This is a genomic window from Brevibacterium sp. FAM 27836 (assembly GCF_051351055.1).
Taxonomy (GTDB): domain Bacteria; phylum Actinomycetota; class Actinomycetes; order Actinomycetales; family Brevibacteriaceae; genus Brevibacterium.
The window spans coordinates 1,115,019-1,136,446 of sequence record NZ_CP195711.1 but is presented as its reverse complement, the minus strand read 5'-3'; the positions used below and the strand labels follow the sequence as shown (position 1 = coordinate 1,136,446).

The window sequence follows — 21,428 nt, the reverse complement described above, 5'->3', positions numbered from 1 at the left end:
TGGTTTTGCGGTGGTGATAGTGGTGGGGAAACGCCCGGTTAACCGTTCCGATCCCGGTAGCTAAGCCCATGCGCGCTGATGGTACTGCAACTTGGTGGTTGTGGGAGAGTAAGTGACTGCCGCAATATTTTTTGGTGGGGGTGGCCTCGTCTGATTCCTGTTTGTGTGGGGGTTGGGCGGGGCCTTCCTCGTATTCATGGGTCGTGTTGCTGCTGACCACAAACGTGCCCAGCACTCCGTCGCGTCCGGCACTCAGCCGCCTCGATCCCGTTGGGTGCGCCGCATGAGGGTCAATGATCGCCGGCCCCATCATCTCCGTGTTCGACCTCCGGGGTGGAGGGCTTCGCGGGGGAGAGGATGCGATTGCCGGTCCCTGGCCGCGCGGAGTCCCTATGTGCCCCGTGAGCTCTTGTCGGCTTTCGCAATGATGCGTATCCTAGTCAGTAATGACTATAGTGACTATTATCTGAGCCGTTAGGAGCAAAGATGGCCGTCACCCGACAGGTGGAGCGCCGCCTCGGCGAAGTCGGTTCATCGATTCGACGATGGCGACTCATGCAGTCACTGAAAGCTGCTGAAGTCGCTGAGCGTGCCGGGATCTCGCGATCAACTCTGCAGAAGATCGAACGGGGAGACGCCGGCGTCTCCCTCGGCGCAGTCATGTCGGTCATGCAGGCATTGGGACAGCTTGATCACGTAGCCGACTCCTTTGACCCGTTGAGCACCGATGTCGGAAGACTGCGCTCGTCCGAATCGCTTCCGGAGCGAGTTCGCCGATGAGTGAGCAGGTGCGTGTGGAAATGACCCATGACGGCAGACCTGTTCACGTTGGGACCGCCTATTTCCACATCGGACGAGGGCAGATCTCGACCACCTTCAAATACTCCGATGAATATGCATCGGCCAGGTGGGCGTATTCGATAGATCCTCAACTCCCTCTGTCAACGGCACCTTTCAGCGTCCCGGGTCTGCCTGGCGCTTTCGCTGACTGCGCCCCGGACCGGTGGGGACGTAACCTTGTTGCCAAGGAGCACCGGCGATTAGTGGCTGAAGAGGCCGTCAGCGACCGCCGACTCACAGATGTCGACTACCTTCTCGGGGTCAGCGACTGTACCCGACAAGGCTCTCTTCGGTTTCGTCGCGGTCCCGATGGTCCCCTTCTCAGCGACAACAGTCGAGTACCGAAACTCCTTGCCCTGCCCGAGCTGCAACACGCAGCGGATGGCGTCCTAGAGGGCTCCGCTGGGGCTGTGAAACGCCTCCTCGACGCTGGGACCGGATCACTGGGTGGAGCTCGGCCGAAAGCGTCCGTGACCGACGACGAGGGAGCGCTGCATATCGCAAAGTTCACGCGCCCTGCCGATGAGTGGGACGTCATTGCGTGGGAGGGGGTGGCACTCGAGCTCGCGCGAATGGCAGGGATCGAAGTCCCAAGGTGCAGAACGCTCACCATCGACGGTCGATCCGTGCTCCTGCTGGAAAGGTTCGACCGGGACGCCCAACAACGCATCGGATACATCAGCGCAATGACAGCGACCGGCCGACGCGATGGAGAAGCCGCCGACTACCTCGACATCATTGAGGCAATCGAAGACCACAGCCGGCGTTGGAAGCGCGATTGCGCGGAACTGTACCGACGAGTGGTCTTCTCCGTCGCAGTGCACAATACAGACGACCATCTGCGAAACCACGGCTTCGTTCGGTCAGAGGCAGGGTGGCAGCTGAGCCCGGCCTTCGACATCAACACCGAACCTGAACGGGCAGTCGAACGGCAGACAGCGATCAACGGAGTGGTCTCAGCAGACGATGAGGCCGGAGCACTTCTTGACTTCGCTTCACTCTGTCACCTGACCGCACCGGCCGCGCGGACCATCATCCACGAAGTCGTCGACGCAGTCGCCAATTGGAACCCTCTGGCGGCCGGCAGAGGAATCCGCCGCTCGGAGCGCGACGCGGTGGGTCCTGTCATCGAGACTCAAAGCGATCGCCTGCGGGCAGCAGCAGAGCCGGGTTTCTGACCTCCGTGGCGCACGACGCTCTCTGCCCCGACGCTAGACTTTCCTGCGCCTGTTCCCCGGCAGTCCGTGTGGTGGGTGTCACGTGGGGAATGGCGGGTTTGGATTTGCGTGGACGGGTTTGCCTGGTCTAGAGTTATATCTCGTTGCCCCGCCGGAAACACAGTCTGAAAGACAGGGTTTCCACCGGGCCTGACCAGGACAAACACGGTTTGTCACGGTGGTTGGGGATCGGGTGGGTGACGATAAATGAAACTGATGCCCCCAGTGAACACGCCCCTTTTTGTTGGGTTGTGGTGATGGGTGAGTGTTTGTGGTTTGAGAATCCAATAGCGTGTTTGTTTGAACAAGTTGTGATGCCAGAAACATTATTTTTCTGGTGAGACAATCACACGGTCGAACAGTCTGGTTCGCCTCCTTGAGGTGGGTGGTTCTTTGTTGAATCGTTCACTGGGGTGGCGGTTGGGGTGTTTGATCGTATTTTTTGAAGCCGGCTGGTCACCCCGTGACTGGTTTGGCTGTCTTGCTGGGATTCATACGCAACATAATTTTTTTATGGAGAGTTTGATCCTGGCTCAGGACGAACGCTGGCTGCGTGCTTAACACATGCAAGTCGAACGCTGAAGCCGGGTGCTTGCACCTGGTGGATGAGTGGCGAACGGGTGAGTAACACGTGAGTAACCTGCCCCTGATTTCGGGATAAGCCTGGGAAACTGGGTCTAATACCGGATATGACCGTTCCACGCATGTGGGATGGTGGAAAGTTTTTCGATCGGGGATGGGCTCGCGGCCTATCAGCTTGTTGGTGGGGTAATGGCCTACCAAGGCGACGACGGGTAGCCGGCCTGAGAGGGCGACCGGCCACACTGGGACTGAGACACGGCCCAGACTCCTACGGGAGGCAGCAGTGGGGAATATTGCACAATGGGGGAAACCCTGATGCAGCGACGCAGCGTGCGGGATGACGGCCTTCGGGTTGTAAACCGCTTTCAGCAGGGAAGAAGCGAAAGTGACGGTACCTGCAGAAGAAGTACCGGCTAACTACGTGCCAGCAGCCGCGGTAATACGTAGGGTACGAGCGTTGTCCGGAATTATTGGGCGTAAAGAGCTCGTAGGTGGTTGGTCACGTCTGCTGTGGAAACGCAACGCTTAACGTTGCGCGGGCAGTGGGTACGGGCTGACTAGAGTGCAGTAGGGGAGTCTGGAATTCCTGGTGTAGCGGTGAAATGCGCAGATATCAGGAGGAACACCGGTGGCGAAGGCGGGACTCTGGGCTGTAACTGACACTGAGGAGCGAAAGCATGGGGAGCGAACAGGATTAGATACCCTGGTAGTCCATGCCGTAAACGTTGGGCACTAGGTGTGGGGGACATTCCACGTTCTCCGCGCCGTAGCTAACGCATTAAGTGCCCCGCCTGGGGAGTACGGTCGCAAGGCTAAAACTCAAAGGAATTGACGGGGGCCCGCACAAGCGGCGGAGCATGCGGATTAATTCGATGCAACGCGAAGAACCTTACCAAGGCTTGACATACACTGGACCGTTCTGGAAACAGTTCTTCTCTTTGGAGCTGGTGTACAGGTGGTGCATGGTTGTCGTCAGCTCGTGTCGTGAGATGTTGGGTTAAGTCCCGCAACGAGCGCAACCCTCGTTCTATGTTGCCAGCACGTGATGGTGGGAACTCATAGGAGACTGCCGGGGTCAACTCGGAGGAAGGTGGGGATGACGTCAAATCATCATGCCCTTTATGTCTTGGGCTTCACGCATGCTACAATGGCTGGTACAGAGAGAGGCGAACCTGTGAGGGTGAGCGAATCCCTTAAAGCCAGTCTCAGTTCGGATCGTAGTCTGCAATTCGACTACGTGAAGTCGGAGTCGCTAGTAATCGCAGATCAGCAACGCTGCGGTGAATACGTTCCCGGGCCTTGTACACACCGCCCGTCAAGTCACGAAAGTCGGTAACACCCGAAGCCGGTGGCCCAACCCTTAGGGGAGGGGGCCGTCTAAGGTGGGACTGGCAATTGGGACTAAGTCGTAACAAGGTAGCCGTACCGGAAGGTGCGGCTGGATCACCTCCTTTCTAAGGAGCACACATTCAGATCCCCACCGTCAGGAACCGTTCGTGTTCCTGGGTGGGTTGCTCATGGGTGGAACATCACAACTTCCGCTCGTCCACTCAGCGTTGTCGGGGTGAGTGCCTCGTCGATGTATGGGTATGAGGATGGGCTAGGACGAACACGTTATTGGGTCCTGGAATCACAAACCCCAACAGTCGTTGGGTGTGGTTTCAACCAACAGGACCGACCCGCTTCACGGGCAGCCACAGCAGTGGTCTGGTTTGTGGGTGGTGTTTGGTAGTGGTTTGAGAATCGTATAGTGGACGCGAGCATCAATGCTGCAGCCCTTTTGGGGTTGTGGTGTTATGTAATGTGATTTTTCTTGTCATCATCTTGTGTGATTGAAAGACAATATTTCGCGTACACGCCGCCAACCCTTTTGGGGTGTGGTGAGTGTGTAAGAGCGCATGGTGGATGCCTTGGCATCAGGAGCCGATGAAGGACGTGGAAATCTGCGATAAGCCTCGGGGAGCCGATAAACGGGCGTTGATCCGAGGATCTCCGAATGGGGAAACCCCGCTGCCTGTGAGGGTAGTGACCCGTGCCTGAATATATAGGGTACGTGGGGGGAACGCGGGGAAGTGAAACATCTCAGTACCCGCAGGAAGAGAAAATAACAATGATTCCGGGAGTAGTGGCGAGCGAAACTGGATGAGCCTAAACCGTGTGCGTGTCAAGCGTGCTGGTGTTGCGTGCACGGTGTTGTGGGGTATGTACGGTCTGGTCCAGCATGGCCAGTCTGTGTTGGTGTTGGTGTAGTCGAACCTGGTGGGAAACAGGACCGGAGTGGGTGAGAGTCCCGTAGACGAAACAGTGACGCCGGCGTAGTGTGCGTGTGCCCGAGTAGCACGGAACTCGTGGAATTTCGTGTGAATCTGCCAGGACCACCTGGTAAGGCTAAATACTTCCTGATGACCGATAGCGGATAAGTACCGTGAGGGAATGGTGAAAAGTACCCCGGGAGGGGAGTGAAAGAGTACCTGAAACCATGTGCTTACAATCCGTCAGAGCAGTATCTAGATGACTGTGATGGCGTGCCTTTTGAAGAATGAGCCTGCGAGTTAGCGGTGCGTGGCGAGGTTAACCCGTGTGGGGTAGCCGTAGCGAAAGCGAGTCCGAACAGGGCGTTGTCAGTCGCGTGTCCTAGACCCGAAGCGGAGTGATCTAGCCATGGGCAGGGTGAAGCGTGTGTAAGAGCGCGTGGAGGCCCGCACCCACTTCAGTTGAAAATGGAGGGGATGACCTGTGGTTAGGGGTGAAAGGCCAATCAAACTCTGTGATAGCTGGTTCTCCCCGAAATGCATTTAGGTGCAGCGTTGCGTGGTTCTTGCTGGAGGTAGAGCTACTGGATGGCTGATGGGCCCCACCGGGTTACTGACGTCAACTAAACTCCGAATGCCAGTCAAGGTTCAGCGTGGCAGTGAGACAGTGGGGGATAAGCTTCATTGTCGAGAGGGAAACAGCCCAGACCATCAACTAAGGCCCCTAAGCGTGTGCTCAGTGGGAAAGGATGTTCAGTTGCGAAGACAACCAGGAGGTTGGCTTAGAAGCAGCCACCCTTGAAAGAGTGCGTAATAGCTCACTGGTCAAGTGATTGAGCGCCGATAATGTAGCGGGGCTAAGTACACCGCCGAAGTTGTGGCAGCACCACGTGTATCCGTAATGGTGTGGTGTTGGGTAGGGGAGCGTCGAGTCGCTGGTGAAGCTGCCGTGTGAACGAGTGGTGGAAGCGGTTCGAGTGAGAATGCAGGCATGAGTAGCGAAAGACGGGTGAGAAACCCGTCCACCGGATGACCAAGGGTTCCAGGGCTAGGCTAATCCGCCCTGGGTAAGTCGGGACCTAAGGCGAGGCCGACAGGCGTAGTCGATGGACAACCAGTTGATATTCTGGTACCGACACACAACCGACAGTACCAAAACACATGAAACTAACCATGTCCCTCGCCCTCTCGTACTTCGGTAGGAGGGTTTGGCGAGGTATGTGGGACCTGAGTGTGGAGTCGGTAAGCGTGTGGTGTGACGCAGAAAGGTAGCCAGGCCGTGCGATGGTAGTCACGGTCTAAGGTTGTAGCACGCGGGGGTAGGTAAATCCGTCCCCGCTTTGTGTGTGAGAGCTGATGGGCGCCCCACTGTGGTGGGGTGATCTGGTGATCCTCTGCTGCCGAGAAAAGCATCGACGTGAGGGTGTGTGTTGCCCGTACCCTATAACCGACACAGGTGGTCGAGTAGAGAATACTAAGGTGATCGAGAGAATCGTGGTTAAGGAACTCGGCAAAATGCCCCCGTAACTTCGGGAGAAGGGGGACCATCCTGGTGAACCGCACTTACTGCGGGATGTGCTGGTGGTGGTCGCAGAGGCCAGAGAGAAGCGACTGTTTATTAAAAACACAGGTCCGTGCGAAGATGTAAGTCGATGTATACGGACTGACGCCTGCCCGGTGCTGGAAGGTTAAGAGGACTCGTTAACAGGTTACTGTGAAGCGGAGAATTTAAGCCCCAGTAAACGGCGGTGGTAACTATAACCATCCTAAGGTAGCGAAATTCCTTGTCGGGTAAGTTCCGACCTGCACGAATGGCGTAACGACTTCTCTGCTGTCTCAACCACGAACTCGGCGAAATTGCATTACGAGTAAAGATGCTCGTTACGCGCAGCAGGACGGAAAGACCCCGAGACCTTCACTATAGTTTGGTATTGGTGTTCGGTGTGGTTTGTGTAGGATAGGTGGGAGACTATGAGGCTTGGTCGCTAGATCAGGTGGAGTCGATCGGTGAAATACCACTCTGACCATAGTGGATTCCTTAACTTCGGACCCTGATCGGGTTCAGGGACAGTGCCTGATGGGTAGTTTAACTGGGGCGGTTGCCTCCTAAAGAGTAACGGAGGCGCCCAAAGGTTCCCTCAGCCTGGTTGGCAATCAGGTGTCGAGTGTAAGTGCACAAGGGAGCTTGACTGTGAGACGGACGTGTCGAGCAGGAGCGAAAGCTGGGACTAGTGACCCGGCCATGGCTTGTGGAAGCGTGGTCGCTCAACGGATAAAAGGTACCTCGGGGATAACAGGCTGATCTTGCCCAAGAGTCCATATCGACGGCATGGTTTGGCACCTCGATGTCGGCTCGTCGCATCCTGGGGCTGGAGTCGGTCCCAAGGGTTGGGCTGTTCGCCCATTAAAGCGGTACGCGAGCTGGGTTTAGAACGTCGTGAGACAGTTCGGTCCCTATCCGCTGCGTGCGTAGGAAATTTGTGGAGGTCTGTCCTTAGTACGAGAGGACCGGGACGGACGAACCTCTGGTGTGCCAGTTGTTCCGCCAGGAGCATGGCTGGTTGGCTACGTTCGGGATGGATAACCGCTGAAAGCATCTAAGCGGGAAGCCTGCTCCGAGATGAGATTTCCATCCATACATTTTGTGTGGGAGAGGTGTCCTATAGATGATGGGGTTGATAGGCCGGGTATGGAAGCACTGTGAGGTGTGGAGTTGACTGGTACTAATACACCGATCACTCATCAATATTTCCCCTTTTTGTGGGGGTTGGTGTGTGCGTGAGAGTCTTTTTGGGTTGCACGTGGTGTTGGCTTGAGAAGTCACCCTGTTGTGGGGTGCATGTTATGTGACTGTTGTTGGTGTTCGCGTTCGCTGTGCGGTTCTTGGACCATTACCGCCTGACCTGTTTGTGGGTTGGGTGTGGTGGTGGTCTGTTGGTTTTGCGGTGGTGATAGTGGTGGGGAAACGCCCGGTTAACCGTTCCGATCCCGGTAGCTAAGCCCATGCGCGCTGATGGTACTGCAACTTGGTGGTTGTGGGAGAGTAAGTGACTGCCGCAATATTTTTTGGTGGGGGTGGCCTCGTCTGATTCCTGTTTGTGTGGGGGTTGGGCGGGGCCTTCCTCGTATTCATGGGTCGTGTTGCTGCTGACCACAACCGTGTTTCTTGGTGGTTTGTGGGCAGTGTGGCGTGGTGGTGTTCAGTCGATTCCGAGGAACCGACGGACCGCCTCGGCGCCGGTGACCTCGACAGGATCCGGAGGACGGACGATCTTGTCTGCACTGAGCACGGCGCGGTATTCCAGGTGAGCGTTGCCGTCCTGAGCGATGATGGTGTGCTCACCATTGGGCCGGTAGCCGACTTTCTCCGAAACCCGGCGGCTGGCGTCGTTGCCGATGAAATAGCCCGTGTGGAACGTCTCTGCTCCGAAGTGATCGGCGAATGCAGTCACCAGCGCCGCTCGCATACGGGTGCCGTAGCCCTTTCCGTGTTCGGAGCGGGCCAACCACGAACCCGTGGAGACAGACCGGGTACGCGGGAAACTGGTGCTGCTCACGCCTTGGACACCGATGATCCGTCCCTGTGCCCGGACGGCGAACTCGATCGTCCAACCCTCCGTGCTGAACTCTCCCCGAGTCCTCCAGTGATACTGTGCCAGCGAACGGGCTACCTGCTCAGCGGAACCCGTGTCCCAATCGACGAGGAACGCGAACACACCATCCGGCCTGACCCCTGCACCGGCGGTCTCAGCCAGTTCCGGATAGTCGGTCTCTCTGGACTGTGTCAAGTTGTTTCGACAGGAGAACACTATTTCCTCAAGCAGCCCGGTCGGCTGCCGATGATTCCGTCTCGGTGCGATCGAAGAACGACTCCATCGCCCGGGCAGGGATCTCATAGCCCAACGCCGAGTGACGCCTCTTCCGGTTGTAGAACACCTCGATATACTCCGCGACCGCCAGCCGTGCCCTTGCGCGAGTAGCGAATCGCTGACGATGGAACATCTCATTCTTCAACGAAGCGAAAAACGCCTCCGCGACCGCGTTGTCCCAACACACCCCAGTCCTGCCCACTGACAAGCGAACCTGCATCAATCGTGCGACTTCCGCATACTCCGCAGAGGTGTACTGGCTGCCTCGATCCGAATGCGCTATTGCGCCCTCGGCAACGTATCCGCCCTGGTAGGCGACCTTAAGAGCATCGATGATCAGACTCGTGCGCATATGCTTCGCCGTCGCCCACCCCACCACCATCCGGGTCGTGAGATCGATGACCGTGGCCAGGAACAACCACCCCTCACCCGTCTTCAGATAAGTGATGTCGCTGACCAGATGCGTCGTGGGTACCGGCGGGTTGAACTCCCGCCGCACCAGATCCGCCCTGTCCTGGGCATCGGCGGCAGGGATCGTGGTTCGCTTCGTTGCCCGGGGTTGGACACCCGCGATCCCGAGCTCGCGCATGATCGCAGCGACCAACCCCAGCGAAACGGTGATCCCTTCGGCTGCGAGATCCTTGTGGATCCGGCGAATGCCGTAGACCTTGTTCGACGCCAACCACAGGGCGTAGACCCGGTCGGCGACGATCTGGCGGCGACCACGCCTGGACTCAGGGTCCGGTTCGGTGTCCTGCCGGTTCTTCCACGCATAGTAGCCGGTGCGCTCAATTCCCAGAATCTGGGTCATCAAGGTGACGGGGAAGGCGCCTTCTTCGGTGTGGATCAGCTCGTACTTCGCGCTCACGGCTGTTCCTTCGCGAAGAAGGCCGCGGCTTTTTTCAAGAACGCGTTCTCCTGCTTCAAACGAGCGATTTCCTTGGCCATCTCGGCCGGGTCATCACTGTTGGCGTCGGGAGCGCGTCGAGCTGATCCGGAGCCGGTTCCTTCAGTGCCAGTGGCCTTCGCGACCCACCGGCCCAGCGTCGACTCGTTGATGTCGAGGTCGCGGGCGACTTCGGCTCGGGACTTCCCGAGGTCGGTGACCATCGCGACGGCGTCGGCCTTGAACTCCGAGGTGAACTCTCTGCGGGGCCGCCGCGGGGATTGGTTGGTAGTCATGTGCAGCAGTTTCCTTTCATCGGGTTCTGCTGTCTACTCAAATCATGACACCCCACTCGCACAGGAGTCATCTCAAGATCACCCGTGCGAATCGTCAGCCCGAACGGTGGCCAGATGTCTGCGAGATCCATGCGTCGATCCTAACCTCGCATTCCCCGAACGAGTCGTGACGGCGCCGGGATATCTGCTGACCGATGTCGGTGCCGCGGAAGACTCCCGTCCAGGACTCGGTCCGCGTTCATGATCGTGCTTTCTGGAAAACCCCAATACCAGCATGCAATGCTGTCGGTAACGTGGACTCCATGACGACTCCTGATACACACGGACCATCGGATGCTCAGGTTACCTCGGACGCCGCTGACGTCCCTGACAGTTCAGACGCCACCGGAACCGCTGCTCAGCACGCCTCAGAGCCAGCCGCGCCCGGCGGCGAGCGTCCACGGTGGACCGCAGTGCTCTGGGCACTCCACTGGCTGCTGCGCATGGGCTTGGCCGTCTCGCTCATGCCCTACGCCTGGACGAAGGTCTTCCACGTTCAGATGGGATACGCGGACTACGCCGACGCACTCGTTCAGTACGGAGAGATGAGCCCGATGGGGCTGCTGTGGCGATTCATGGCATTCTCCCCGACCGTGCAGCTCCTTGCCGGGCTCGCCGAACTCATCGCCGTCATCCTGCTGCTCTTCCGTCGTACAGCCTGGCTCGGTGCCCTCATCGCGGTGCTCGACATGAGCATCGTGTTCCTGCTCAACCTGACGTTCGACGTCCCCGTCAAACAGCTGTCGGGAGCAATGGCGGTGGCCGGCATCATCCTCCTCGTCCCCAACGTCCCCCGCGTCGTGAGGTTCCTGCTCGGCCGGAACACCGGGCCGGCTGTCAGCGGCCTGATCTGGCGCAACAGAGTCTTCGTGCGCATCACCCGCTGGGCCTCACCGATCCTCGCCGTGCTCCTCGTCGTCGGCGGCGGCCTCGCCTCCGGGGCGAGCTTCGGCTGGGGGCGTCTGACCGGTTCCGAAGAGGTCTCGGGCGTCTACACGGCAGCAGCCGGCGGTACTCCGGTGAAGATCGACGGCACCGAGCACACAACAGACGACATCACACAGATCGCTTTCGGACAGATCAACTCCGGCAACGGCAATCGACTGAGCATCCGCTACGCTGACGGCGACTTCCAGGACGGCCTGTACACCGTCGACGGCACCTCGATCACAGCCGAGCTCTTTCCCATCCGGAAAGGCGCTCAGACGCTCATCCGCGACTCGTCCGGCACCCTCGAGTTCGACTACGAGAAGAAGGGTGACGATTCGTTCTCACTGCGCATCGACGGCTCGGAGCTGACAATCGAGAGCGATGAGGAACGACGCTTCCTCTTCGACCGCGGTTTTCGCTGGGCTCCCGAGGCACCAGTGAATCGCTGACGCTCAATCGCTGAGGCCCAGTCACATGATGGAGGCCCCACATTCCGCGCAAGGACCCGTGCAACGTCACGGGCCCTCGCCCTCGAGTCAGCGTCCGAAGAGCTTGGAGAACAGTCCCTTCTTCTTCGGCTTGTCTTCCTTCGCCGCAGGCTGTTCGACCTCTGCCGCATCCTCGGCAGGAGTCTCCGGCGAGGAGACATCTGTCGGCTTCTCATCGGTCCAGGAACCGGTCGAGTCATCGGCCGCGGAGCCTTCGCCGACGGAAGACTCGATCGGGGAGTCCGCCCCCGCCGAGGCGGCCGCAGGCTCGTTGCGGACCGGTTCGGCCGACCCGGGGCCGGCGCCTGGGTGCTCGGTGCGTCCGGCTCCGGCGGAACCAGCACCGGTGTCGGCGGGCGCAGCGGTGGTGGGGGCCGCCTCGGCGGACGACGTCGACGGTTCGGCTGGGGAAGGCTGCGCGGCAACCGTCCCACCGCTTTCCCCACCGGCGGTCGCTGTTGTCGGGCTCGCGGCCGCTTCGGCGGAAGTGTGCCCGGCCGCAGCAAACTGTTCGGCGGCCTCGCCCTCCAGCGGGGTATTCATATCGCAATTGGAGATACGGCGTTCGGAATCGAAGGACAGGTCAGCGGAACCGTCGGCGAAGAGCATCCGCAAACCGCCCTCGGGCAGCTCACGGACGGGGATCCCGCGCTTGGCCACGTACGCGTCGATGGCTGCGCGATGATCGCTCACCGTCGTCTGCGTCAGACCCTGCATGAGCGCGCGCACGGACACCTTCACCTGCGGCTCGGGCAAGACGATCTCGTCGGCTTCGACGAGAAGCCACACGGTCGTGCCGGCACCGGCAGCGGCCGGATAGTGAGTCCATCTGCCGGTGGCCTCCTTCGCCGCCAGGGTCAGCCGCAGCGCAAGCTCCTCATCAAGATCGAGTTCTGCGGTCGTGAGCTCGGCGACCTCCTCGGCGGCACCGAACTTGCGGACGTCGTGAGAGAGTCCGACGACGGCGTCGGGGAAGTCGTTGACGTTCTCCCATCCCCAGAGCCAGGTCTTGTCCCGGCCCGATTCGGACCCGAGCAGATGCGGTCGTGCACGCAGCACGACACCCTCGGAGGAGCTGAACGTCAGGTGCGGGTCGGCGCCGAAATCGACTTCCCATTCGGCGTCGGCGATGAGACCACCGAAATGCGTCTGCACCTCGGTGGAGTAGAAGACGGCGCGATTGACCAGATCCTGCAGAGTTGAGCTCATATTTCCAGCCTAAGCCGGAGCGCCCGAGAAGCGAGGAGGCACGCGGTGATTCGCTCGTGTCAGTGCCGCATGGTGTGCTGAAGGCAGAAACGAGCACTGGAGGAAGGGGCAGGACCGAGAGGAGATCCTGTCCGTCTACCGCTGAAAGGGGAAGGTATGTAAGATAGTCTGTTGCGCTTCGCATCTCTCACGACTCATTCGTCAGTCACTCTTCAATCAGGACGTTCAACGTGGCCCTACTCCGCCTGTCCCTGAAATATGCCAAAGACTATTGGCTGTTCATCATTCTGGTCGTCATCCTCCAATTGGCGGCGACCATCGCCGCGCTGTACCTGCCGAGCCTCAACGCCCGGATCATCGATGAAGGCGTGGCCAAGGGCGACACCGACTTCATCTGGTCGACGGGCATGACGATGCTGCTCGTCTGCTTCGTCCAAGTCGTCACCGCGATCGCCGCGATCTACTTCGGCGCGCGCACCGGCATGGGCGTCGGGCGGGACCTCCGCCGCGCCATCTACCGCCAGGTCGACGAGCTGTCGATGCTCGAGGTCGGGAAGTTCGGCTCCGCGACCCTCATCACCCGCAACACCAACGATGTCCAGCAGGTCCAGATGCTCGTGCTCATGACCTTGAACTTCATGGTCTCCACCCCGATCATGTGCATCGGCGGAATCATCATGGCGCTGCGTGAGGACGTCGGTCTGTCCTGGCTCGTCTGGGTCGCCGTGCCTGTCCTCTTCGTCGTCGTCGCGATCCTCGTCTACCTCCTCATGCCGCTGTTCCGCCGCATGCAGGACCAGGTTGACGACATCAACGGCGTCCTGCGCGAGCAGATCACCGGCATCCGCGTCATCCGTGCATTCGTGCGCGAACCCTTCGAGACCGACCGCTACGCCGACGCCAACCGGGCCCTGACCGAGACCTCGGTCAAGGTCGGCAACCTCTTCGTGCTCATGTTCCCCGCGATCATGATGATCCTCCACCTCGCCACCGCCGCAGTGCTGTGGTTCGGCGGACACCGTGTCGACGCCGGTCAGATGGAAGTCGGTTCGCTGACCGCTTTCCTGCAGTACCTGCTGCAGATCCTCGTGGCCGTGATGATGGGCGTGTTCATGATGATGATGATTCCTCGCGCCGTCGTCTGCGCCGAACGCATCGCCGAGATCCTCGATGCCCGCACCACCATGACCATTCCGGAAGGAGTCGACGAACTCCCGCGCCGAGGCGAGCTCGAGTTCCGCAATGTCACCTTCGGCTACCCCGGCGCCGAGGTGCCCGTTCTCGAAGGTCTGAACTTCACGGCGGAGCCCGGCACCACGACGGCGATCATCGGTTCCACCGGAGCCGGAAAGTCGACGATCGTCAACCTCATCCCCCGGCTCATCGACCCGCAGATCGGAGAGATCCTCATCGACGGGATCCCCGTGTCCGCTTTCAACCGTCATCAGCTGGCGCGGCTGATCGGCCTCGTCCCGCAGAAGCCCTACCTGTTCTCCGGCACGATCGCGACGAATCTGCGCTTCGGCAACGAAGACGCCACCGACGAGGAGCTGTGGGAAGCCCTGCGCGTCGCCCAAGCCGACGACTTCGTGTCCGAGAAGGAAGACCAGCTCGAACAGGGAGTCGCACAGGGCGGCACGAACTACTCGGGCGGACAAAGGCAGCGACTGTGCATCGCGCGGGCGCTGACCGTGAAACCGCAGATCTACGTCTTCGACGACTCGTTCTCCGCCCTCGACGTCGCCACTGACTCCCGACTGCGGGCGGCACTGTCCGAATCGACGGAAGAGGCCACTGTCATCGTGGTGGCCCAGCGCGTGTCCACCATCCGCGAAGCCGACCAGATCATCGTCCTCGAAGCCGGCAAGATCGTCGGACGCGGCACTCACGAAGAACTCGCAGAGTCCAACCCGACCTACCGCGCCATCGTCGAATCCCAGCTGACAGCGGAAGAGGTGAACTGACATGACGAACGACACCTCGACCGAAAACGCCGTGTCCACGGACGATGAATACATGCCCAGCGGCGAAGAACTCGAAATGAGCGGAGGCACCCCACCGCGCAAGGCCAAGCACTTCTGGCCCTCGGTCAAACGCCTCTTCGGGCTCATGGCCAGCGAGAAGATGGGGCTGATCAACGTCGTCGCGCTCGTCGTCGGCTCCGTCGTCCTCACCGTCATCGCCCCCAAGGTGCTCGGCAAAGCGATGGACGTCGTCTACTCCGGCATCATCGGCGCGCAGCTGCCGGCGGGCGCGAACATCGATGACATCATCTCCGGAGCCCGCGCCGAAGGCCGCGACGACTTCGCCGATATGCTCGCCACCGCAGATGTGGTGCCCGGAGAAGGCATCGACTTCACAGCGCTCGGGCAGATCATCATCATCGTCCTGCTCATGTATCTCGTGGCCTCGATGCTCATGTGGGCGCAGGGCTACATCCTCAACGCTTTGGTCATGCGCGTGGTCTACCGACTGCGTGAGGACATCGAACGCAAGATCAACCGTCTGCCGCTGCGGTACTTCGACACTCGGCAGCGCGGAGACGTGATGTCGCGAGTGACGAACGACGTCGACAACATCCAACAGGCGCTGCAGCAGGCGTTCTCCCAACTGGTGCAATCGGCTCTGACGATCATCGGCATCGGCGTGATGATGTTCATCGTGTCCTGGCAGCTCGCGCTGCTGGCGCTCATCGCCCTGCCTCTGTCGGCGATCATCGCCGGGATCATCGGCACCCGGTCGCAGAAGCTGTTCAAAGCGCAGTGGAAGCACACCGGCGAGGTCAACGGGCACGTCGAAGAGTCCTTCTCCGGACTCGACATCGTTCGGGCCTTCGGTCGTGACGAGGTCATGCTCGAAGAGTTCGACCGTCGCAACGAATCGCTGTATGCGGCGTCGGCCGGAGCCCAGTTCGTCTCCGGCATGATCATGCCGTCGATGCAGTTCGTGTCCTACCTCAGCTATGTGCTCATCGCCGTCGCCGGCGGCCTCAAGGTCGCCACAGGCCAGATGACGCTCGGTGATGCGACCGCTTTCATCCAGTACTCTCGTGAGTTCTCGCAGCCCATCTCCGAGATGGCCGGTGTCGCGAACATGCTCCAGTCCGGTGTGGCGTCGGCCGAGCGGACCTTCGAACTGCTCGACGCCGATGAAGAGGACCCCGATGAGGTGGAACAGACGCTTCCTCCGCGGACCCCAGGCAAGGTCACGTTCTCCGAGGTCAGCTTCCGCTACGACCCGCAGACTCCGCTCATCGAGAAAGTGTCCTTCACCGCGGACCCCGGCCACACGGTCGCGATCGTGGGACCGACCGGTGCCGGCAAGACCACCCTGGTCAACCTCGTGATGCGCTTCTACGAGATCACCGGCGGCAGGATCATCCTCGACGGCATCGATGTCCGGGAGCTCAGTCGTGCCGATCTGCGGTCGCATGTGGGCATGGTGCTCCAGGATGCGTGGCTGTTCGAAGGAACGATCGCGGAGAACATCCGTTACGGTCGTCTCGACGCCACCGATGAGGAAGTCATCGCTGCGGCGCAGGCGACGATGGTCGACCGATTCGTCCGGCAGCTTCCCGACGGCTACGACACGGTCATCGACGCCGACGGAGGCAGCGTCTCCGCCGGTGAGCGACAGCTCATCACCATCGCCCGAGCCTTCCTGGCCGACCCTTCGCTGCTCATCCTCGACGAGGCGACCTCTTCTGTCGACACCCGTACCGAGGTGCTTGTGCAGCAGGCGATGGCGGCCCTGCGAACCGATCGGACTTCCTTCGTCATCGCGCACAGGCTCTCGACGATTCGCGACGCCCACACCATCCTCGTGATGGAAGACGGTGCGATCGTCGAGCACGGCAGTCACGACGAGCTGCTCGCGGCCGGCGGCGCCTACCACCGCCTCTATATGTCGCAGTTCCGCGGTGAGGACGCTGAAGAGCATTTCACCACCGAGGTGCTCGCCGAAACCGATGCTGATGCCGTTGACATCGCGGATACGGAGTCGCCGACGAACACGTGATGGGTTGACCCGGATAACGTTTTTCGGGCCCGGAATGGCGAAAGCGATGTATTCGAGACAATCTTCCGAAGTCCGATGCAGGCGAGTACGAGGTCGGTTTCGCGATGATCGTGCAGGTCAGAGAGCGAGGTCTGTCGGACGCACGCCGGGCACCGAAACGGTCGGCTCGGGCCAGGGTTGCGAAGTGGTAAATATTCGGCAATACCGCTCTATCACTTCTGTCATGACCACAATGACCTAAAGTTCTCTGCTCTCCTCCACCTGCGTATGGTCCGTACCACAGCTGACGACGGCAGCCGGTCAGCATTCTGGAAGGACCATCATGAAACGGTTGGCAATGGCGGCGACATTCGCCCTGGCTCTCTCCCTCGGCGGATGGAGCCCGGCGGCCGCACAGGCAGACAGCGACACGGTCCCGCAATCGGCAGATCTCCATGCCGCAGGTGATGCCGGAGACGGTGCTGCGGATGCTCCCGAGACTGAGAATCCGGCACCGGAGGATCCCGGCGATGGTGAGGACGCCACGGACCCCGGTGGCGGCGGTGAATCCACCGATCCCGATGAGGGAGATCACGGAAGCGATGCAGGTGAGGGCGAGGACTCAGCTGACCCGAACGACGGCGAGGACTCCGCCGACCCCGACGACGGTGCCGACGGCGGAGGCGAGGATTCGACTCCGATCGACGCGTCCTTCTCCCTCGACCAGAAGACGATGCCCGTCGACGAAGCGGCTGAGGCCATCCCCTATACGATCACCGGACTCACCGCCGGAGACAGAGTCACCGCCTCGCCCGGCGAAGACGGTCCGATCACCGTCGACAGCGATGGAACGTTCAACGGATCGCTGCGCGGCAACTCCGAAGTGAAGGTCGGCGATGTCCTCAGCGTCACCGTGACGGTCGACAGGGACGGGCAGGAGTCGAAGACCTTCACCGGCAGCGTGACCATCACCGCAGCCGATGACGATTCCGATGGCGATCTCAGCGTCGATCCGAAGACTCAGGGCCTCGACACCTTCCAGAAGAACGGTGTCGGCATCACCCTGAGCAACTGTGTCATGGACGAAGAAGTGACCTTCACGGTCACCCGCGAGGGAGAGGACACTCCCATCTGGGAAGACACTCAGTTCGCGGCGGGGGAAGACGCCGCCGGCTTCACCACCTTCATTCCGGACGCCGGAGGAGACGAGCTGGTCGGCGACTACGCGGTGAGCGCGAGCTGCGGTGACACGACCGAGGAGACGACGTTCTCCGTCACAGCAGACGATGCTGCCGACGCGGACCTCACCGTGACTCCGAAGACTCAGTCGCTGCGCGACTTCCTCGACAGCGGTGTCACCATCACGTTGGTCAACTGCCACGTCGACTCCGATGTCACCTTCCGCGTGAGCACCAAGCACGATCCCGACACCGAGATCTGGTCGGAGACGCAGAAGGCAGGTGAGGACGCCGCCGGATCCGTCCGGTTCACTCCCGAAGAAGGAGGTGGCGGATGGGCGACCGAATTCCTCGTCATGGCCACCTGCGGTGATAAGAGCGCCGAGACGACGTTCACCGTCACCGATGACGGCAGCGCCATCGACCCGAAGCTCTCGATCACTCCTGAACGGATCTCCGGAACCGACTTCATCGATCGGGACAAAGGCGTAGAACTGACGGTCACCGAGTGTGCTCCCGACACTGATGTGCAGTTCGAGGTGTATTCGGCAGGCATGGAGGACAAGCTCTATGAGCAGACGGCGGCGGCCGATGAAGAGGGCACCGCCGGAATTCAGGTCTACGGTCTCGGCGACGATCCTGCGCACTACGTCGGAACCTACAATGTGCGCGCCACCTGTGTCGATACGTCCCGGGACGGGCAATTCGTCGTCACCGGTTCGGAGACCGGTGGGGGCGGGAGCGGAGATTCCGACAATGCCGGCGGCGGAGCATCGATGCCGCGCACCGGTGCAGAACTCACCGGACTGGTGGCAGGCAGCCTGCTCATCCTCGGCGGGGGAGCGGCGATCGCCTTGGCCCGGCGCAGAAGCCTGAACTGACAGTGACCGGTGACCCGTCGGGTCGGTGACGATACCCGGTCCGACGGCGCGCCCCGGTCCCGGCAGACAGGCGATCGGCCCCGGTCCCTCGACACAGAGTCGAGGAACCGGGGCCGATCTGAGCCCGGGAGGATACCCGAGAGAGCCCGGTGAGGCGCCCAGCCTCGTGAGAGATTCAGCCCTTGCTGATGAGCGTCCGCACGGCCGAGGAGAAGAATCCCTGACCGTCGGTTCCACTGCCGTCTTCGGGACCGAACCCGGCTTCGACGGCGTGCTCGGGGTGCGGCATGAGGCCGACGACATTGCCCGCTTCATTCGTGATCCCCGCGATGTCACGCAGAGAACCGTTCGGGTTGAAGCCCTGGTAGCGGAAGACCACACGGCCGGTGGCCTCGAGCTCGTCGAGCACCTCGTCGGTGGCGACGAATCCGCCCTCACCGTTCTTCAGCGGAATGCGGATCGTCTGACCCTGGTCATAGTCGCTCGTCCATGCAGTGTTCGCGTTCTCCACCACGAGGTTCTGATCGCGGCAGATGAAATGCTGGTGGTCGTTGCGGATGAGCGCACCGGGCAGCAGGTGGGATTCGCAGAGGATCTGGAAGCCGTTGCAGATGCCGAGCACGGGCATGCCCGCGTTCGCAGCAGCCACGACGGACTCCATGATCGGGGCGAAGCCGGCGATTGCGCCACAGCGCAGGTAGTCACCATAGGAGAACCCGCCGGGCAGGATGACGGCGTCGACACCGGACAGCGACGAATCCGCATGCCACAGGTTCACCGGGTTCGCACCCGCAAGACGCACGGCACGGGCCGCGTCGCGGTCATCGAGCGTTCCGGGGAACGTGACGACACCGATGGAGGCTCCGGACTCGGCCGCCGCCTCGGCGAGGGTGGGATCATCGGCCACAGCGGTCACGAGGCATCCTCGGCCACGCGCACTGCGACGACGTTTTCGATGACGGGGTTCGACAGGAGCTTCTCCGCGGCTTCACGGGCCTGGGCGAGCACTTCCTCGGTGGCCTCGCCTTCGACTTCGAGTTCGAACCTCTTGCCCTGACGAACCTCACCGAACCCGGTGAAGCCGAGGCGATTCAGTCCGCCGGAGATCGCCTTGCCCTGGGGGTCAAGGATCTCGGGTTTGGGCATCACCTCAACGACGACACGTGCCATGCGTGTTCTGCTCCTTTGTGAAAGTGTTCGGGAGTTCCTCCCGCGCTCGCCCAAAGTCTATCAAGCATGGCCGGTGCTCCGCCCCGCGGTCCGGTCGAAGGACCGCCGGGCCGTCCGGCAGCGAGACCGCCGGTGAGCTCAGGAGTCGAAGCCCATGCCCACGGCGTCCAGGACCTTGAGCAGCGGACCGCGTCGGCCTTCGTTCTCGTCGGCCTTGATCATCGCGTTCGTCGTCATCGTGATCCCCAGCCAGGCGATCGGCTCGGGAGGGAACGGCAGCGGCAGCTTGCGGACCATCTCGAGCTCGGTCAGTTCGGTCCTCTCACCGCTGAGCAGGTCGAGCATGACCGTGCCGGCGAACCGCGAGGCACCGACGCCGAGGCCGGTGAAACCGGCCGCCATCGCCACCTTATTGCCGTAGGCGGTGGTGAAGAAGGAGAAGAAGCGTGAGCAGGTGTCGATCGCCCCGCCCCATTTGTGCGTGAACTTCAGCCCCTCCAGCTGCGGGAAGGTCTCGAAGAAGTGCTCGGCCAGAGTCTCGAAGGTCTCGGGCCGCTGATCGTACTTCCACGAGATCTGCCGCCCATAGTGGTAGACGGCGTCCCAGCCGCCGAAGAGGATCCGATTGTCGGCGCTGAGCCGGTAGTAGTGGAAGCGGTTGGCGCAGTCGCCGATTCCCTGCCGCCCGTCCCAGCCGATCGCCGCCAGCTGCTCGTCCGACAGCGGTTCGGTCATGAGCGCGTAGTCGTAGACGGGAACTGTGTGCAGGCTGACCCGTTTGAGCAGGGACGGGAAGACGTTCGTCGCCAAGGCCACGTTTCGGGCGGCGATGGTCGCCTCCGGAGTGGTCAGCCGCACGGTGGACTTCTCATCGCTGACCGCGGTGACCTTCGTGCCCTCATAGACCTCGACGCCGAGTTCGCGGATGACCCGCAGCAGCTCCCAGCACAGCTTGGCCGGGTTGAGCATCGCGACTTCACGGGAATCCCACAGCGCACCCTTGTAGGTCGGGGACTTGACCATCTGGGCAAGCTCCTGCTGGTCGTAGAAGATGAATCCCGCGTCCGGATCATGGGCTTCCCGGAGGTCGGCGACCTGGTAGTCCTCGGTCGCGACGTCGAGCTCTCCGGTGCGTTCGAATTCGCAGTCCATCGAATACCTGGCCACGGCGGCCTCGATCTCGTCGAGGTTCTCTCGCCCCAGCTGAGCGAGGCGATCGTTCTCATCGGGCAGATGATTCGCGCCGTTGTCATAGCCGTGGGTCAGGCTCGCAGCGCAGAATCCGCCGTTGCGACCGGAGGCGGCCCACCCGATGGAGTTCGCTTCGAGAAGGACCACGTGCCGCTCGGGATCGCGTTCCTTCGCCTGAAGTGCGGTCCAAAGTCCGGTGAACCCGCCTCCGACGATGACGAGGTCCGCTTCGATGTCCTCGCCCAGAGGAGGCAGAGGCTCGGGTCGCTGGTCGGTATCGAGCCAGAACGGAACGGTTGAGGCGTCGGCCAATGCGGCGTTGACGTCCATGTCACTTCACTTTCTGCCTTGCGGCATTCTTGAGGCGTTCGGCGGTGCCGTGCGCCTGGACCCCGCCTCGGCGA

At 61.1% G+C, this 21,428-nt stretch carries 12 protein-coding genes, 4 rRNA genes and 1 pseudogene; 11 read left to right on the top strand and 6 right to left on the bottom strand.

What is annotated here, in order from left to right; genetic code table 11:
• Nucleotides 1-6 precede the first annotated feature (6 nt).
• The 7 genes and pseudogenes from rrf (ACSE4D_RS05295) (at nucleotide 7) to rrf (ACSE4D_RS05265) (ending at nucleotide 7,951) form a co-directional block, all read left to right on the top strand.
• Nucleotides 7-125 (top strand): 5S ribosomal RNA (gene rrf / locus ACSE4D_RS05295).
• A gap of 361 nt (nucleotides 126-486) precedes the next feature.
• Nucleotides 487-780, top strand: coding sequence for a helix-turn-helix domain-containing protein (locus ACSE4D_RS05290; protein WP_135542797.1), 294 nt, complete (start codon nucleotides 487-489; stop codon nucleotides 778-780).
• A pseudogene (locus ACSE4D_RS05285) lies at nucleotides 777-1,025 on the top strand (HipA N-terminal domain-containing protein); the annotation flags it as partial. The gene ACSE4D_RS05290 and the pseudogene ACSE4D_RS05285, both read left to right, overlap by 4 nt.
• Before the next feature lie 18 nt (nucleotides 1,026-1,043).
• On the top strand, nucleotides 1,044-2,018 hold the full coding sequence (locus ACSE4D_RS05280; protein WP_425120630.1) for a type II toxin-antitoxin system HipA family toxin: 975 nt from the start codon (nucleotides 1,044-1,046) through the stop codon (nucleotides 2,016-2,018).
• Nucleotides 2,019-2,567: 549 nt separating this feature from the next.
• Nucleotides 2,568-4,093, top strand: a 16S ribosomal RNA gene (locus ACSE4D_RS05275).
• Nucleotides 4,094-4,517: 424 nt separating this feature from the next.
• Nucleotides 4,518-7,638, top strand: a 23S ribosomal RNA gene (locus tag ACSE4D_RS05270).
• A gap of 194 nt (nucleotides 7,639-7,832) precedes the next feature.
• Nucleotides 7,833-7,951, top strand: a 5S ribosomal RNA gene (gene rrf / locus ACSE4D_RS05265).
• The 16S, 23S and 5S rRNA genes sit together here, the layout of an rRNA operon.
• 140 nt (nucleotides 7,952-8,091) lie before the next feature.
• Here the strand turns inward: rrf (ACSE4D_RS05265) and ACSE4D_RS05260 are convergent.
• Both ACSE4D_RS05260 and ACSE4D_RS05255 read right to left on the bottom strand, forming a co-directional pair.
• Complete coding sequence (locus ACSE4D_RS05260; RefSeq protein WP_240690181.1) at nucleotides 8,092-8,679, bottom strand: GNAT family N-acetyltransferase; 588 nt, start codon at nucleotides 8,677-8,679, stop codon at nucleotides 8,092-8,094.
• 28 nt (nucleotides 8,680-8,707) lie between these two features.
• A protein-coding gene (locus ACSE4D_RS05255) for an IS3 family transposase (protein WP_425120641.1) occupies nucleotides 8,708-9,942 on the bottom strand; the annotation gives its coding sequence in 2 pieces (ribosomal slippage) (nucleotides 8,708-9,657 and nucleotides 9,657-9,942; 1,236 coding nt in all).
• A gap of 302 nt (nucleotides 9,943-10,244) precedes the next feature.
• Here ACSE4D_RS05255 and ACSE4D_RS05250 point away from each other — a divergent pair.
• A complete protein-coding gene (locus tag ACSE4D_RS05250; RefSeq protein WP_240689545.1) occupies nucleotides 10,245-11,360 on the top strand; it encodes a DoxX family protein in 1,116 nt (371 codons plus the stop codon).
• An 87-nt stretch (nucleotides 11,361-11,447) separates the two neighbouring features.
• Here the strand turns inward: ACSE4D_RS05250 and ACSE4D_RS05245 are convergent, their stop codons facing one another.
• Nucleotides 11,448-12,608 carry a DUF6882 domain-containing protein gene (locus ACSE4D_RS05245; protein ID WP_135537473.1) on the bottom strand — a complete coding sequence of 387 codons (1,161 nt, stop codon included), beginning with the start codon at nucleotides 12,606-12,608 and terminating at the stop codon, nucleotides 11,448-11,450.
• Nucleotides 12,609-12,838: 230 nt separating this feature from the next.
• On the opposite strand from ACSE4D_RS05245, the gene ACSE4D_RS05240 reads away from it, so the two are divergent.
• From ACSE4D_RS05240 to ACSE4D_RS05230, 3 genes are all read left to right on the top strand, one after another.
• Entirely contained in the window at nucleotides 12,839-14,572 is a 1,734-nt protein-coding gene (locus ACSE4D_RS05240) for an ABC transporter ATP-binding protein (RefSeq protein ID WP_135537472.1), read from the top strand.
• A 52-nt stretch (nucleotides 14,573-14,624) separates the two neighbouring features.
• Nucleotides 14,625-16,625, top strand: coding sequence for an ABC transporter ATP-binding protein (locus tag ACSE4D_RS05235; RefSeq protein WP_240689550.1), 2,001 nt, complete (start codon nucleotides 14,625-14,627; stop codon nucleotides 16,623-16,625).
• Between the two features lie 322 nt (nucleotides 16,626-16,947).
• Nucleotides 16,948-18,663: a hypothetical protein gene (locus ACSE4D_RS05230; RefSeq protein ID WP_135537470.1), complete on the top strand. Its 1,716-nt coding sequence runs from the start codon at nucleotides 16,948-16,950 to the stop codon at nucleotides 18,661-18,663.
• A 175-nt stretch (nucleotides 18,664-18,838) separates the two neighbouring features.
• Here the strand turns inward: ACSE4D_RS05230 and purQ are convergent, their stop codons facing one another.
• From purQ to ACSE4D_RS05215, 3 genes are all read right to left on the bottom strand, one after another.
• Entirely contained in the window at nucleotides 18,839-19,579 is a 741-nt protein-coding gene (purQ, locus tag ACSE4D_RS05225) for a phosphoribosylformylglycinamidine synthase subunit PurQ (RefSeq protein ID WP_135537469.1), read from the bottom strand.
• Nucleotides 19,576-19,833, bottom strand: coding sequence for a phosphoribosylformylglycinamidine synthase subunit PurS (gene purS / locus ACSE4D_RS05220; RefSeq protein WP_135537468.1), 258 nt, complete (start codon nucleotides 19,831-19,833; stop codon nucleotides 19,576-19,578). The genes purQ and purS overlap by 4 nt, the downstream gene beginning before the upstream one ends.
• Nucleotides 19,834-19,971: 138 nt before the next feature.
• A complete protein-coding gene (locus tag ACSE4D_RS05215; RefSeq protein WP_135537467.1) occupies nucleotides 19,972-21,354 on the bottom strand; it encodes an NAD(P)/FAD-dependent oxidoreductase in 1,383 nt (460 codons plus the stop codon).
• Nucleotides 21,355-21,428 lie beyond the last annotated feature (74 nt).

Bases quoted from the DNA above. Each gene is read 5' to 3' on its own strand.
- ACSE4D_RS05290 (WP_135542797.1), top strand. From the start codon at position 487: ATGGCCGTCACCCGACAGGTGGAGCGCCGCCTCGGCGAAGTCGGTTCA.
- ACSE4D_RS05250 (WP_240689545.1), top strand. From the start codon at position 10,245: ATGACGACTCCTGATACACACGGACCATCGGATGCTCAGGTTACCTCG.
- ACSE4D_RS05245 (WP_135537473.1), bottom strand. From the start codon at position 12,608: ATGAGCTCAACTCTGCAGGATCTGGTCAATCGCGCCGTCTTCTACTCC.
- ACSE4D_RS05235 (WP_240689550.1), top strand. From the start codon at position 14,625: ATGCCCAGCGGCGAAGAACTCGAAATGAGCGGAGGCACCCCACCGCGC.
- ACSE4D_RS05230 (WP_135537470.1), top strand. From the start codon at position 16,948: ATGAAACGGTTGGCAATGGCGGCGACATTCGCCCTGGCTCTCTCCCTC.
- purS (WP_135537468.1), bottom strand. From the start codon at position 19,833: ATGGCACGTGTCGTCGTTGAGGTGATGCCCAAACCCGAGATCCTTGAC.
- ACSE4D_RS05215 (WP_135537467.1), bottom strand. From the start codon at position 21,354: ATGGACGTCAACGCCGCATTGGCCGACGCCTCAACCGTTCCGTTCTGG.